12 protein-coding genes are annotated in these 13,008 nt (G+C 67.6%); 4 read left to right on the plus strand and 8 right to left on the minus strand.

Features of this window, described 5'->3' with window-relative positions:
* The 3 genes from RCH12_RS03080 to RCH12_RS03090 all read right to left on the minus strand — a co-directional run.
* Positions 1-191 (minus strand): hypothetical protein (locus tag RCH12_RS03080; protein WP_327016011.1); only part of this gene is annotated, 191 nt, incomplete at its 3' end.
* A 58-nt stretch (positions 192-249) separates the two neighbouring features.
* On the minus strand, positions 250-1,410 hold the full coding sequence (locus RCH12_RS03085; protein ID WP_103432663.1) for a cystathionine gamma-synthase: 1,161 nt from the start codon (positions 1,408-1,410) through the stop codon (positions 250-252).
* 13 nt (positions 1,411-1,423) lie between these two features.
* The gene (locus tag RCH12_RS03090; protein WP_327016012.1) at positions 1,424-2,788 is read right to left on the minus strand and encodes a cystathionine beta-synthase; all 1,365 of its coding nucleotides are present in this window, start codon (positions 2,786-2,788) and stop codon (positions 1,424-1,426) included.
* Positions 2,789-3,062: 274 nt separating this feature from the next.
* Between RCH12_RS03090 and RCH12_RS03095 the strand changes: the two genes are divergently transcribed.
* Complete coding sequence (locus RCH12_RS03095) at positions 3,063-3,749, plus strand: DUF3105 domain-containing protein (protein ID WP_103460509.1); 687 nt, start codon at positions 3,063-3,065, stop codon at positions 3,747-3,749.
* The gene (locus RCH12_RS03100) at positions 3,730-4,389 is read left to right on the plus strand and encodes a DUF305 domain-containing protein (protein ID WP_327016013.1); all 660 of its coding nucleotides are present in this window, start codon (positions 3,730-3,732) and stop codon (positions 4,387-4,389) included. Before RCH12_RS03095 ends, RCH12_RS03100 begins: the two co-directional genes overlap by 20 nt.
* A 37-nt stretch (positions 4,390-4,426) precedes the next feature.
* On the opposite strand, the gene RCH12_RS03105 is transcribed toward RCH12_RS03100, so the two are convergent.
* The 4 genes from RCH12_RS03105 to RCH12_RS03120 form a co-directional block, all read right to left on the minus strand.
* Positions 4,427-6,319 (minus strand): ABC transporter ATP-binding protein, encoded by a 1,893-nt coding sequence (locus RCH12_RS03105; RefSeq protein ID WP_103432667.1) that lies wholly within the window; start codon positions 6,317-6,319, stop codon positions 4,427-4,429.
* A gap of 90 nt (positions 6,320-6,409) precedes the next feature.
* The gene (locus tag RCH12_RS03110; protein WP_103432668.1) at positions 6,410-7,384 is read right to left on the minus strand and encodes a carbohydrate ABC transporter permease; all 975 of its coding nucleotides are present in this window, start codon (positions 7,382-7,384) and stop codon (positions 6,410-6,412) included.
* Positions 7,381-8,514: a carbohydrate ABC transporter permease gene (locus RCH12_RS03115; RefSeq protein WP_103432669.1), complete on the minus strand. Its 1,134-nt coding sequence runs from the start codon at positions 8,512-8,514 to the stop codon at positions 7,381-7,383. Before RCH12_RS03115 ends, RCH12_RS03110 begins: the two co-directional genes overlap by 4 nt.
* A gap of 153 nt (positions 8,515-8,667) precedes the next feature.
* A complete protein-coding gene (locus RCH12_RS03120) occupies positions 8,668-9,984 on the minus strand; it encodes an ABC transporter substrate-binding protein (protein WP_327016014.1) in 1,317 nt (438 codons plus the stop codon).
* A 300-nt stretch (positions 9,985-10,284) separates the two neighbouring features.
* Between RCH12_RS03120 and RCH12_RS03125 the strand changes: the two genes are divergently transcribed.
* Both RCH12_RS03125 and RCH12_RS03130 read left to right on the plus strand, forming a co-directional pair.
* Positions 10,285-11,295 (plus strand): LacI family DNA-binding transcriptional regulator, encoded by a 1,011-nt coding sequence (locus RCH12_RS03125; RefSeq protein ID WP_327016015.1) that lies wholly within the window; start codon positions 10,285-10,287, stop codon positions 11,293-11,295.
* A gap of 124 nt (positions 11,296-11,419) precedes the next feature.
* On the plus strand, positions 11,420-12,376 hold the full coding sequence (locus RCH12_RS03130; protein WP_327016016.1) for a DNA-3-methyladenine glycosylase family protein: 957 nt from the start codon (positions 11,420-11,422) through the stop codon (positions 12,374-12,376).
* Positions 12,377-12,406: 30 nt separating this feature from the next.
* Here RCH12_RS03130 and RCH12_RS03135 read toward each other — a convergent pair whose 3' ends face one another.
* Positions 12,407-12,907 (minus strand): MarR family winged helix-turn-helix transcriptional regulator, encoded by a 501-nt coding sequence (locus RCH12_RS03135; RefSeq protein WP_327016017.1) that lies wholly within the window; start codon positions 12,905-12,907, stop codon positions 12,407-12,409.
* Positions 12,908-13,008 lie beyond the last annotated feature (101 nt).

A 13,008-nucleotide genomic window follows, 5' to 3' on the forward strand; every position in this document is an offset into this window, starting at 1 on the left:
CCACGCTCAACATGGCTACCCCAACCCAACGCCTCGCCGAACTGCTCACCGCAGCCTAGAAACCCGACCCGTTGCATCCACCACTTGACTTTGCCGGGGAAGAAGGCCTGGATGGGAGCAAAAACCGCTCCCGTGGCCCCAGTGTGCCCGATGCGCGCAGCCCCGCCAATGGCAGAACTGACATGGTTCATCGACTTCCCGCCACCCCGGGGTGACCGCGTACCGCCTCGGCGCCGCCCGGCGAAACCCTCAGGCGCTCGGCAGGGCCTGCGCGAGGTCGGCCAGCAGGTCGTCGATGTCCTCGATGCCCACCGACAGGCGCACGATGTTGGTGGCCACCTCGAGCTCGGTGCCGCGCACCGAGGCGTGGGTCATCTCGGACGGGTAGTTCACCAGCGATTCCACGCCACCGAGCGACTCGGCCAGCTGGAACAGGTGCATCGACTCGGCGAACCGCCGGGCCGCTGCCTCTCCGCCGCGGAACGCCAGGGAGAGCATGCCGCCGAAGGCACGCATCTGCGCCTTGGCCAGCTCGTGGCCGGGGTGGCTTTCCAGGCCCGGGTAGTAGACCTTCTCGATTGCCGGGTGGGTCTGGAGGTACCGGGCGATGGTGAGTGCGTTGCTGCTGTGCCGGTCCATCCGCACTGCGAGGGTCTTGATGCCGCGCACGGTGAGCCAGGCGTCCAGCGGGGCGGACACCGGGCCGGCCGCGAACTGGATGAACTTGACCTTCTCAGCGAGCTCGTCGTCGTTGATGACCAGGCCGCCGCCGATGACGTCGGAGTGTCCGCCGAGGTACTTGGTGGTGGAGTGCACGACGACGTCGGCGCCGAGGGCGAGGGGCTGCTGCAGGGCGGGGGACGCGAAGGTGTTGTCCACGACCACGAGCACGCCGTGCCGGTGACCGATCTCGACGAGGCCGGCGATGTCGCTGATCTTCATCAGCGGGTTGCTCGGCGTCTCCACCCAGAGGATCTTCGTTTCGCCGGGGAGGATCGCGGCCTCGACAGCGGCCAGGTCGCTCATCTCCACCGTCGTGTTGCGCACACCCCAGGCGCCGTGCACCCGGTTGATCAGCCGGTGCGTGCCGCCGTAGACGTCATTGCCGAGCACCACGTGATCACCCGGAACAAGGACCGCGCGCAGCAGGCTGTCCTCGGCGGCGAGGCCGCTGGCGAACGACAGGCCATGCCGGCCGCCCTCGAGTGCGGCGAGCATGGTTTCCAGTGACGTGCGGGTGGGGTTGCCGCCGCGGCTGTACTCGTAGCCGCCGCGCAGTCCCCCGATGCCGTCCTGCACGTAGGTGGAGGTCTGGTAGATCGGCGGGATGACGGCGCCGGTGGTCGGGTCGAACTCCTGACCGGCGTGGATGGCGATCGTGTTGAACTTCTGGTTCTCGGACTGGCTCATGGTGTTATCGCTTTCAGACGCTGAGGTAGGTGAGGAGGTCGTGCCGGGTGATCACGCCGAGCGGCTTGCCGCCGTCGGTGACGAGCAGCGCATCGTGTTCGGCGAACGCGGCGCGCGCCGAACCGACGGGCTCGTTCACGCCGATCAATTGCAGGGCGTCGCCCACGATCGAGCCGACCTTGTCGGTGAGCTGGGCTTCGCCGGAGAACACCCGGCCCATCAGGCTGCGCTCGTCGAGCGCACCGACAACCTCGCCCATCACGACGGGCGGCTTGGCCGTCAGGACGAGCAGCTGTGACACGCTCGCCGAGGTCATGGTCTCGATGGCGTCGCGCACGGTGTCGTTCGGGTGCACATAGACGAACGCCGGGAGGGTGCCGGTCTTGGAGTGCAGCAGGTCGGCGACGGTGTGACCGGCGGGCGCATTCGAGAAGCCGTAACTCCGCATCCAGCCGTCGTTGAAGATCTTGCCCAGGTAGCCGCGGCCGCCGTCGGGCAACAGCACGACCACGACGGCTTCGGCGGGCAGGTCCTTGGCGGCCCGCAGCGCGGCGACGACCGCCATGCCGCTCGAGCCGCCGACCAGGATGCCCTCTTCGAGGGCGAGACGGCGGGTCATGGCGAAGGAGTCGACGTCGGAGACCGCGATGATCTCGTGCGGAACGGCCGGGTCGTACGCACCCGGCCAGAAGTCCTCGCCGACGCCCTCGACGAGGTAGGGCCGACCGGTGCCGCCGGAGTAGACCGATCCCTCGGGGTCGGCGCCGATGATGCGCACGGCGTCGTTCGACACCTCCCGCAGGTAGCGGCCGGTTCCGGTGATGGTGCCGCCGGTGCCGACGCCGGCGACGAAGTGGGTGACCGTTCCGTCGGTGTCGCGCCAGATCTCCGGTCCGGTGGACTCGTAGTGGCTGAGCGGTCCGTTCGGGTTGGCGTACTGGTTGGGCTTGAAGGCGCCGGGGATCTCGCGGGCGAGGCGGTCCGACACGCTGTAGTAGGACTCGGGGTCGTCGGGGGCGACGGATGTCGGTGTCACGACGATCTCGGCGCCGTAGGCGGTGAGAACATTGCGCTTGTCCTCGCCCACCTTGTCCGGCAGCACGAAGACGCACTTGTAGCCGCGTTGCTGGGCCACCAGGGCCAGGCCGACGCCGGTGTTGCCGGAGGTCGGCTCGACGATGGTGCCGCCCGGCAGCAGTTGCCCGTCGCGCTCGGCGGCGTCGATGATGCGGGTCGCGATGCGGTCCTTCGCGGACCCGCCGGGGTTGAGGTATTCGAGCTTGACCAGCACGGTGGCGGACACGCCCTCCGTGACCTTGTGCAGCTTGACCAGCGGCGTGTTGCCGATGAGGTCGAGAATGGTGTCAGCGATTTTCATGATGGGATCCTTACGTCGATCGACGTGTCGCGGGACGATGCAGGCGTGGCCGCCGGCCTGGGTGGGCGGTCCTGGTACCGAGAGTGTGAGTGTGCGGGTCGGCTAGCGAAAGCAGCAACAGGGACACGACGTCAGGGTGATCACTCCTTCACTCTAGTCGCCGCCCGGGAGGCGCGGCCAGCCTGTGAAGCATCTGTGAGATCACAAACCGAGGAAGCCCACGCACCGGTGCATGCGTTCGAATAAGTGCACAGCAAAACGAAAGAGGCCCCTCGTGACCCCTGCCCCGCCCACCGGCACATCCGGATCGTCGTCGCCGAAGCCCGGCGTCAAGCAGCAACGGGCGGCGCAGCGCGCCCAGAAGCTCGAGCAGTACCACCGCGATCAGAAACGCAGCGCCCGCAACCGGCGCATCGGCCTGATCAGCGGGATCACCGTCGCCGTCGCGGTCATCGGCCTGCTGATCACCTCGATCGTGCTCACCCCGCAGAGCGCGAGCTACTCCGCCGGTGGCGACGGAGCCGACATCGACGGTGTGGAAACGTTCGAGAACGCCTCGTTGCACGTGGAGACCCCCGTCTCGTACCCGCAGACCCCGCCCGCCGGCGGCGACCACAATCCCACCTGGCTGAACTGCGGCGTCTACACCGAACCCGTGCCGAACGAGAACGCCGTGCACTCCCTCGAGCACGGTGCCCTCTGGGTGACCTACGACCCCGCCATCTCCGATGACGAGCTGGCCACGCTCAAGCAGGCGCTCCCGTCCACCTACGTGATCCTCTCGCCGTTCGACGGCCTGCCCGCCCCCATCGTGGTGAGCGGCTGGAACGTGCAGCTGCAGGTCGACTCGGCCGACGATGAGCGCATCGCCGCGTTCTTCGAAGAGCACTGGAAGAGCAACAACGTTCCCGAACCCGGCGCGCTCTGCACCGGCGCCTACGATGCCCCCGGAAAGGCGTAGCTCGGCCCGGCGTGCCGCGCTGGTCGTCACGGCCGCGATTGCGGGCGTCGCGATCGGCCTGGTCGGCTTCTCCGTCGGCCGGCTGAGCACCATCGACAATCCCACGCCCACATCGACCAGCGCCGAGGCCGGTTTTGCGCGCGACATGCAGGTGCACCACCTGCAGGGGGTCGAACTGGCCATGATCATCCGCGACCGCACCGAGGCGGCGGATGTGCGCCTGCTCGGCTACGACATCGCCACGACCCAGGCGCAGCAGGCCGGCCAGCTCTACGGCTGGCTCACCGAGTGGGACCTGTCCCAGGCCGGCCCCGAACCCTCGATGACCTGGATGACCCGGCCCGGCCGGTCGGACACCTCTCACGCGCACACCGAGGGAACCCACACCCCGGGCGCCCCGATGCCCGGGCTCGCCACCGACGAGCAGATCGCCGACCTCACCGCGGCGACGGGAGTCGACGCCGAGCGTCGGTTCCTCACCCTGATGATCGCCCACCACCTGGGCGCCGTCGAAATGGCCGAGTCGGTGCAAGATCGTGCCGACAACACCTCGGTGCTCGGTTTTGCGAACTCGGTGATCATCTCCCAGGAGGCCGAAATCACCCTCATGGAGTCCATGCTCGCCGACCGCGACCCGTGACCTCAGCACCAGAAACTCGAGTTTTTCGGGGCTTATCTCACAGCTCGCGAGCCTGCACGGGGGTCTGCTCGGCGTAGAGGGATGCGTAGGTGCCGCCCTCGGCGAGCAACTCCTGGTGGGTGCCGGCCTCGACGACCCGACCGTGGTCGATGACGAAGATCACGTCGGCGGTCACAATCGTCGACAAGCGGTGGGCGATCGCGATGGTCGTGCGCCCACGCGAAGCGGTATCGAGGGCGGCCTGCACCACCCGCTCGGAGATCGCGTCCAGCGCGCTGGTCGCCTCGTCGAGGATCAACACCTCGGGGTCCTTCAGCAGCACCCGGGCGATCGCGACCCGCTGTTTTTCGCCGCCGGAGAGCCGGTAGCCCCGCTCACCGACGACGGTGTCATAGCCGTCCGGGAACGACGCGATGGTGTTGTGGATGTTCGCGGCCCGGGCGGCGATCTCGAGCTCGGCATCCGTGGCCTCGGGTTTGGCGTACCGGAGGTTCTCGGCGATGGTCGCGTGGAAGAGGTAGGTTTCCTGGCTGACGATGCCGATGTGGGAGACCAGCGACTCCTGCTCGAGGTCACGCACGTCGACCCCGGAGAACAGCACCCGGCCGCCCGTCGCCTCGTAGAAGCGCGGGATCAGGTACGACACCGTGGTCTTGCCCGCGCCGCTGGGCCCGACGAAGGCGGCGAACGCGCCGGGTTCGATCGTGAACGAGACCGCGTCGAGGGTCGGCCGGGCGTCGGCGGCGGCATCCGGGTAGGCGAAGGTGACGGCGTCGAACTGCACCCGACCGGTGACCGCGGGTACCGGTCGGGCACCGGGAGCGTCGCTGATGGCGGGGGTGAGGTCGAGGTACTGGAAGATGCGCGCGAAGAGTGCGCTGGAGGTCTGCAGGTCCAGGGCCACCCGCATCAGCCCCAGCAAAGGGAAGAGCAGCCGCGCCTGCACCGTGGTGAAGGCCACGACGGTGCCCGCGGTGATGTCGGTGGCACCGTTCGTGAGCAACAGGCCGGCGACCAGGTAGACGATGGCCGGGATGCTGGACAGGAAGATGCTGACCATGGCGAAGAACCACTGGCCGCTCATCTGCTGGCTGACCTGCAGGTGCACCTGGTTGTCGTTCTCGTGCGCGTACCGGGCGATCTCGGCCTTCTGCCGGGTGAAGCTCTTGGACAGCAGGATGCCCGACACGCTCAGGGTCTCCTGGGTGATCGCGGTCATGTCGGAGAGGGACTCCTGGGTCTTGCCCGCGATGCGGGCCCGGACCCGGCCCACCCGGCGCTGTGCGAAGACCAGGATCGGCATCAGGATCAGGGCCACGATCGTCAGCTGCCAGTTGAGCAGCAGCATCGCCACGAACGCGGCGATCACCGTGACGGCGTTGCCGAGCACGCTGGAGACGGTGTTGGTGAGCACGCTCGCCACTCCGCCGACATCGTTCTGCAGCCTGGACTGGATCACGCCGGTCTTGGTGCGGGTGAAGAAGCTCAGCTCCATCGCCTGCAGGTGGGTGAACAGCCGCACTCGCAGTTCACCCATCACCGAGTTGCCCACCGTGGCGGTGAGCCAGGTCTGCCAGACGCCCAGCAGCGCGGTGGTGAGATAGGCCGCGATCATCAGCGCCACCAGCACGGTCAGCCGCTGTAGGTCCGGGCCGCCGGAGGGCGGGAACAGGCCCTCGTCGAACGCGCGCTGGATCAGCAGCGGCGGCAGCACCGACAGTGCCGCGGAGATCAGCACCAGGATGACGGTGACGGTGAGTTTCCGGGCGTGCGGGGCGAACAGGGCCCGGATGCGGCCGAACAGGTTGGGAATCTCGGGCGCTTCGGCGTTCTGCGCCTTCTGGGCGGCCGGGTCGTCACCGCTCACGCGGTTGCGGCGCCCCCGAAACTCTTCAGGGGGACGTCCGCCCCCGCCGTGCGATCCGCTCATGGTCTCACTCTAAGACAGCGGACCGGCCCCGGAAATCCGGGACCGGTCCGTCGCAGCCGAGTCCAGTGCCGGCCCGGCCACGTGCGGAGGCTAGCCCTTCGTGGAACCTGCCAGCAGGCCACGCACGAAGTAGCGCTGCAGGCTGAAGAAGACGATCAGTGGAACCAGGATCGAGATGAAAGCGCCCGCCGTGAGCAGGTGCCAGTCCTGGCCCCGGCTACCGGTGATCTCGGCCAGCAGCTTGGTCATCGGCGCCACCGCGCCATCCGCGAAGATCAGCGCCACGAGCAGGTCGTTCCAGACCCAGAGGAACTGGAAAATGGCGAAGGATGCGATCGCCGGCATGGTCAGCGGCAGCACGATCCGGAAGAAGATCTGCCCGTGACCGGCGCCGTCGACCCGCGCCGCCTCGATGACGTCGGCGGGGATCTCAGACACGAAGTTGTGCAGCAGATAGATGGCCAGCGGCAGAGCGAACATCGTGTGTGCGATCCACACCTGCGAATAGCCGCCGGCGTCACTGATCGAGGAGACCACCGGGAAGCCGAAGATCTCACCCCGCGAGAAGAACTGCAGAAGCGGCACCAGGGCCATCTGCAGCGGAACGATCTGCAGCGCGAAAACCGCGATGAACAGCACGTTCTTGCCGCGGAAGTTGATCCAGGCGAACGCGTAGGCGGCGAGGCTGGCGATGATCAGGGGCAGCAGCGTGGCCGGCAGGGTGATCGCGATCGAGTTGATGAACGCGCCGGCCAGGTTCAGCTGGCTGTTGCCGGCCTGGAGCACCTCGCTGTAGTTGTCCAGGGTGAGGCCCCAGTTCGAGAAGAGCGTCCACCATCCGGTGGTGCGCACCTCCTGGGCCGGGCGGAACGAGGAGACGAAGAGACCGAAGGTGGGCACCGTCCAGAGCACAGCGATCACGAGCGCCGCGATGGTGGCGCCCCGGCTGGTCAACCGCTTCTTGGTGCGCTTGGCCGCGGTGAACTCCCCGCGGCGTTCGCCGCGGCGGAGCTGGTTCCTGGTGTTCTTGTCGACGGGGAGCTCCACCGGAAGAATCGCGCTCATCGGATTTCCCTCTGCTTCTGAATCTGGCGGGCGTTGTAGACGACGATCGGAAGGACGAGCAGGAACAGGATCACGGCGAAGGCGGCGGACCGGCCCTGCTCGAAGTTCTTGAACTGCGTGTACATCTCGTTCGCGATGACGCTCGTGTCGTTGGAGCCTGCCGTCATGGTCCGGACGATGTCGAAGACCTTGAGGGAGGCGATGGAGATCGTTGTCAGGACAACGATGAGGGCGCTGCGGATGCCGGGGACCGTGACGTTGGTGAACTTCTGCCACGCGTTGGTGCCGTCGAGTTCGGCGGCCTCCAGCTGCTCGGCCGGCACACCCTTGATGGCCGCGGAGAGCACCACCATGGCGAATCCGGTTTGCACCCAGATCAGCACGACGATCAGGAAGACCGTGTTCCAGGGTGCGACGGCGAGGAAGTCGACGGGGTTGCCGCCGAGCCACACCACGATCTGGTTGAGCAGGCCGATCTGATTCTGGTCGGCCGGACGCGCCGTGTAGATGAAGCGCCAGATGATTGACGCCCCGACGAAGGAGATGGCCATGGGCATGAAGACCATGATCTTGAAGTACTTCTCGCCGCGGCTCTTGTCGATGAAGACCGCGTAGGCCAGGCCGGCGATCGTCGATACGAGCGGGGTGATGAGCACCCAGACGATCGTGTTGAGTACGGTTCGGATGGCCTCGGGTTGCGTGAACACCCAGATGAAGTTGTCGAAGCCGATGAACTCGGTTCCCCGCGAGTTCATGAACGCCTGCACCGTGGTCTGGATGGTCGGAATGACGAGGCCGACGATCAGGAGCAGGATGGCCGGCGCGAGAAAGCCGAAGAGTTGGAAGAGGTAGCCGGCGCCGGAGCGCGAGCGGTAGTCGACGATGAAGAAGACCCCACCGAGGACGGCGGCCGCGGCGATGGCCCACCAGTACGATCCGGCAGCGACCAGGATCAGCAGGGGTGCGGCGATGCAGACGGCGAGACGGATGACGGTGTAGACGGTGCCCGTGCGCGGGGCTATTTCGACGAAGAACAGGATCGCGGCCACCAGGGCCGCGAACGCGAGAATGATGATGGGGACTTGAACCAGGGGCGGCAAGTCAGCCAGCCAGGCAAGGAATGCCGACATGTGAAACCTCTCGAGTACGACTGCGGACTCACAGTGTTTTGCTGGTGGGGCGGAAAAACCACCGCCGCGTACACCAGTAGGGGGTGCGGGTCGCCCTCCTCAGAGGACGACCCGCACGGTTGGGCTGTTAGACGAGCCGGTTGTCGAACCGGACTAGTTGGAGGGCCAGCCGGCTTCGATGCTCGTGAGCACCTCAGCCGTCGGTGCTCCATTGATCCAGTTGACCATTCCCTTCCAGAAGGTGCCGGCGCCAACGGAGCCGGGCATCAGGTCGGAGGCGTCAAAGCGGAAAGTGGTTTCCGAGTCCTGGAGGATCTTGATGGCTTCCTGCAGGATCGGGCTCTGCGCGTTGGCCGGGTCGAGACCCGAGTTGGCGCTGATGACCCCGCCGAGGCTGACGCGGCTGTTCGCCCAGTCATCGCTCGAGAGGTACGTCTGCACGGCCTGGGTGTCTGCGTCGTCGGAGAACGCTCCGACAATCTCGCCACCACCGGTGACAGCCTGGCTGCCGGCCTCCTGGGCCGGGGTGATGAAGGCCCACACGTCACCGTCGGGACCGACCTCGCCGCCGGCATCCGTGATGAAGCCGTCGAAGAAGGATGCCTGGTGGTGCAGGGCGCAGGTGCCCTCGGCGAGCGGCGTGGCCACGTCACCGAACGCGATGCTGTTGATCGAGCTCACGTCGCCGAAGGTGGCGTTGACGTAGGACGGGTTCAGCAGGATCTCGCCGACGGAGTCGAAAGCGGATGCGATCGCCGGGTCCGTGAAGGGAATCTCGTTGGCAACCCACTTGTCGTAGGTCTCAGCGCCGGCCTCACGCAGAACGAGGTCCTCGACCCAGTCCGTGCCCGGCCAGCCGGTTGCGTCGCCAGAGCCGAATCCGGCGCACCACGGGGCGGTGCCGGTCTTCTCCTGGATGGTCTTCGTCACGGCGAGGAGCTCGTCCCAGGTCTCGGGAACTTCGACACCCCACTCGGTGAACTTGGCCGGGGAGTACCAGACGAAGCCCTTGACGCTGGCCATCAGTGGAGCGCCGTAGAACGTGTCGCCGACGGTGCCGTACGCCTTCCAGTCGGAAGACCAGAACTCGTCGACGTTGTCTTCAACGGACGAGGGGGCCGGCTTGAGGAAGTCGCGACTGGCGAGGTCGGCCATAAGGCCGGGCTGCGGGAAGATCGCGAGGTCGGGAGCGCTGCCGCCCTGAGCACGGATGGCAATCTGAGCTTCGAATTCCTTCGACGCCTCGTACTGGATGTCGATGTCGTTCTCTTCTTCCCAAGCCTTCCACGACTCTTCGAGAAGCTCGGCCTCGGTGTCAGCGATGGTGCCGTAGACGGTGACGACACCGTCACCCTCGGCTCCGGCTTCGGCGCTCGTGCTGCCGGGACCACCGGAACAGCCGGCCAATGTCAGCCCGGCGATCGCGACCATGGCGATGGGTGCTGTGATTCGGCGGTGGAATGACCGCATTCTTCCTCCTCGTTGAGTGGTTGCGGTGTGCCGGGATCCCCCGGACAAACACCAAGGTGCTGCAGGAACTGCTCGTCGTGCTGGAAACGGTTGCACAAGGAACCGGTTCCACACCACAAAGTACGGCACAGATTCGTTCGACACAAGCCCAAAATGGTCACAGATTGACAAAGATCGCGCTCTCATGCCAACGGCGCTTCACACCGGTCACACTTCGGTGTCGAATTTCTGGAACCGATTCCAGCCCGGCCGCCGAGGAGATATGGTGGCCAGAGCGGTTCCAACGACGGGGAGGCTGGCATGAGCGCAATCGCGGATGTAGCACGCCTGGCCGGCGTCGCCAAGGCCACGGCCTCCCGGGCGCTCAGCGGCCGGGGCTACGTGTCGGACGAAACGCGTCAGAAGGTCGTGGACGCCGCCACCCTGATCGGCTACGTCGCCTCGCCCAATGCGGCCAGCCTGGTGACCGGCCGGACCAAGAGCATCGGCGTGATCATTCCGTTCATCAGTCGCTGGTTTTTCTCCGAGATCCTGGAGAGCCTCGAGCAGTCCCTGCTCGCCGAGGGCTACGACATGACGCTATACAACCTCCCCGCCCATTCGGCCGAACGGGAGCGGGTCTTCGATTTCTTCCTCGCCCGCAAGCGGTTCGACGGTGTCATCTCGGTGGGCGTCGAGCTCAGCGATGCCGAGGTGGAGCTCCTGCACCGGCTGGGCCGTCCTCTGGTGGGCATCGGCGGTGAGATCCCCGGCGTGCACACCATCGCGATCGACGACATCGCGGCCGCGCGCCTGGCCACCGAACACCTGATCAGCCTCGGGCACACCGACATCCGTCATGTCGGCGGTGATCAGGTTGACCAGATGGACTTCGCCGTGCACACCAAACGGCTCACCGGTTTCAACACGGCCATGCACGCCGCCGGCCTGTCCACGGATGGCCGCTTCGCCCCCTGCGCCTTCACGGTTCCCGGGGGGTACGAGACCGGTCTGGCACTGTTCGGCAATCCGCACCGGCGGCCGACGGCGGTCTTCGCAGCGAGCGACGAGATCGCGTTCGGTCTCATCGTCGCGGCCAGGGAGCTCGGCATCCTGATCCCGTCCGAGCTCTCGGTGATCGGTATCGACGGCCATCCGTACGCCGAGATGTTCCGGCTCACCACCATCGAACAGCATCCGCGGAACCAGGCCAGGATGGCCGTGGAGTCCCTGCTGGGTGCGCTCGAGCAGCCGTCGGCGCCGGTCACACCCGGGCTCACCAGGGCGCCGACCAACCTGGTCATGCGCTCCAGCACCAGCGCACCCCGGTGACCCGGCTCATCAACTGTTGCCCGTTCGGACATTTGCGGCCGGCACGCCGGGCGCAAGTGTCCGCAGCGGCAACAGTTGGGGTGGTCACCCCAGACCGTCAGCGGCACGGGTTAGCCTCGAGGGGATGATTTCCGACCCCTCAGGCGACGCCGGCGCCGGCACGGACCGGGATGCCGCGCCCCGGGCATCCACCCGGTACGCACCCCGGCGCCCGTTCGACCTGGCGGCCACCATGGCCCCGCACAGTCGCGGCCGCGGCGACCCCACCGCCCGCACCGATGCCGCCGGACTCTGGCGCACCCAACGAACCCCGCTCGGACCGGCGACCCTGCTGCTTCGGCAGGCCGCCGACGGCGGCGTCGACGCCAAGGCCTGGGGACCGGGCGCCGAGTGGTGCATCGCCCAGGTGCCCGCCCTACTGGGCGACGACGACGACTGGACCGGACTCGACCTCGGCGGCCACAGCGCTCTGGCCGAGGTCCGCCGCCGCAACCCCGGCGTCTGGCTGGGCAGCTCCGGGCTGGTCTTCGAGGCGCTGATCCCGGCCATCATCGAGCAGAAGGTCACCACTCTCGAGGCCCACCGGGCCTGGTACGGGCTCATCCGCCAGCACGGCGACGCGGCCCCGGGCCCCGCACCAGCGGGGATGATGGTCTCCCCCGGACCGGAACGCTGGCGCCTGGTGCCGTCGTGGGACTGGCACCGGGCCGGCGTCGATCCGCGCCGCTCACGCACGGCCGTTTCTGTTGCGGCCGTGGCGGCATCCCTCGACCGGCCCGTCGACGCCGTCACGGCCTCACGACGGCTGCAGTCTCTGCCCGGCGTCGGCCGTTGGACCGCCGCGGAGGTGACCCAACGCTCGCACGGTGACCCCGATTCGGTGAGCGTGGGCGACTATCACCTGGCCGCCCAGGTGGGCTGGGCCCTGACCGGATCCCCCGTCGACGACGACGGCATGCTCGAGCTGCTCGAACCCTTCGCGGGACACCGTCAGCGTGTGGTGCGCCTCATCCTGGGCAGCGGCTACCGCGCCGGGCGCCGCGGCCCGCGCATGACCATCCAGGACCACCGCTCGCACTAACCGGGCCGGCCGCACACGCTGAATGGGCGGTCACCGGGGCTCGGAGGCCGGGCCCGGCGCCGCCATCCGGTCCGGCGGCGTTACGCGGTGCGGTGCGGCCATCCGCTCGCTGACCTCGACCCTGTCGCGCAGGATGGCGACGGCGCGTTCGAGGGTGTCGACATCGTCGCCGGGCAGGTCGGCGAAGTAGGGCAGCAGGGCGGCGACCAGCTCGGTGCGCCAGGCGATCAGAGCCGCGACACCAGCCGGGGTGCTGGCGATGAGGCTGGCCCTGGCATCGTCGGGGTCGCCGGCGCGTTCGACCCAGCCTCGGTCGACGAGGCTGCCCACCAGCTTGGTGGCGGTGGGCTGCGAGACCCGACTGCGCTCGGCCAGGTCGCCCAGGCGGATCGGGCCGCTGGAGAGCAGCACGCTGAGGGTGCGCCACAGAGCGGGCGATTCCGTGCCGCGCGCGGCGCGGGCCGCGACGCGGGTGAGCCGGTGGTTGACGGACACGAGGTCCCCGAGGATGTCAGGAAGTGCTGCGGGCATCCCCCCACCATATACAGGCCGAATCGCCCGCGACCCGTGAGAAAAGCCCCAGAAACTCGAGGGTTTTGGTGCTTTTCTCACAGTTCGCGGGTTAACGGCAG

The sequence above is a fragment of the Cryobacterium sp. MP_3.1 genome, from assembly GCF_035984795.1.
Lineage (GTDB): Bacteria > Actinomycetota > Actinomycetes > Actinomycetales > Microbacteriaceae > Cryobacterium > Cryobacterium zongtaii.

What these genes read in the sequence shown, in the direction of transcription:
- RCH12_RS03085 (WP_103432663.1), bottom strand. Translation starts at nt 1,410, where the DNA reads ATGAGCCAGTCCGAGAACCAGAAGTTCAACACGATCGCCATCCACGCC.
- RCH12_RS03090 (WP_327016012.1), bottom strand. Translation starts at nt 2,788, where the DNA reads ATGAAAATCGCTGACACCATTCTCGACCTCATCGGCAACACGCCGCTG.
- RCH12_RS03100 (WP_327016013.1), top strand. Translation starts at nt 3,730, where the DNA reads ATGCCCCCGGAAAGGCGTAGCTCGGCCCGGCGTGCCGCGCTGGTCGTC.
- RCH12_RS03105 (WP_103432667.1), bottom strand. Translation starts at nt 6,319, where the DNA reads ATGAGCGGATCGCACGGCGGGGGCGGACGTCCCCCTGAAGAGTTTCGG.
- RCH12_RS03110 (WP_103432668.1), bottom strand. Translation starts at nt 7,384, where the DNA reads ATGAGCGCGATTCTTCCGGTGGAGCTCCCCGTCGACAAGAACACCAGG.
- RCH12_RS03115 (WP_103432669.1), bottom strand. Translation starts at nt 8,514, where the DNA reads ATGTCGGCATTCCTTGCCTGGCTGGCTGACTTGCCGCCCCTGGTTCAA.
- RCH12_RS03120 (WP_327016014.1), bottom strand. Translation starts at nt 9,984, where the DNA reads ATGCGGTCATTCCACCGCCGAATCACAGCACCCATCGCCATGGTCGCG.
- RCH12_RS03125 (WP_327016015.1), top strand. Translation starts at nt 10,285, where the DNA reads ATGAGCGCAATCGCGGATGTAGCACGCCTGGCCGGCGTCGCCAAGGCC.
- RCH12_RS03130 (WP_327016016.1), top strand. Translation starts at nt 11,420, where the DNA reads ATGATTTCCGACCCCTCAGGCGACGCCGGCGCCGGCACGGACCGGGAT.
- RCH12_RS03135 (WP_327016017.1), bottom strand. Translation starts at nt 12,907, where the DNA reads ATGCCCGCAGCACTTCCTGACATCCTCGGGGACCTCGTGTCCGTCAAC.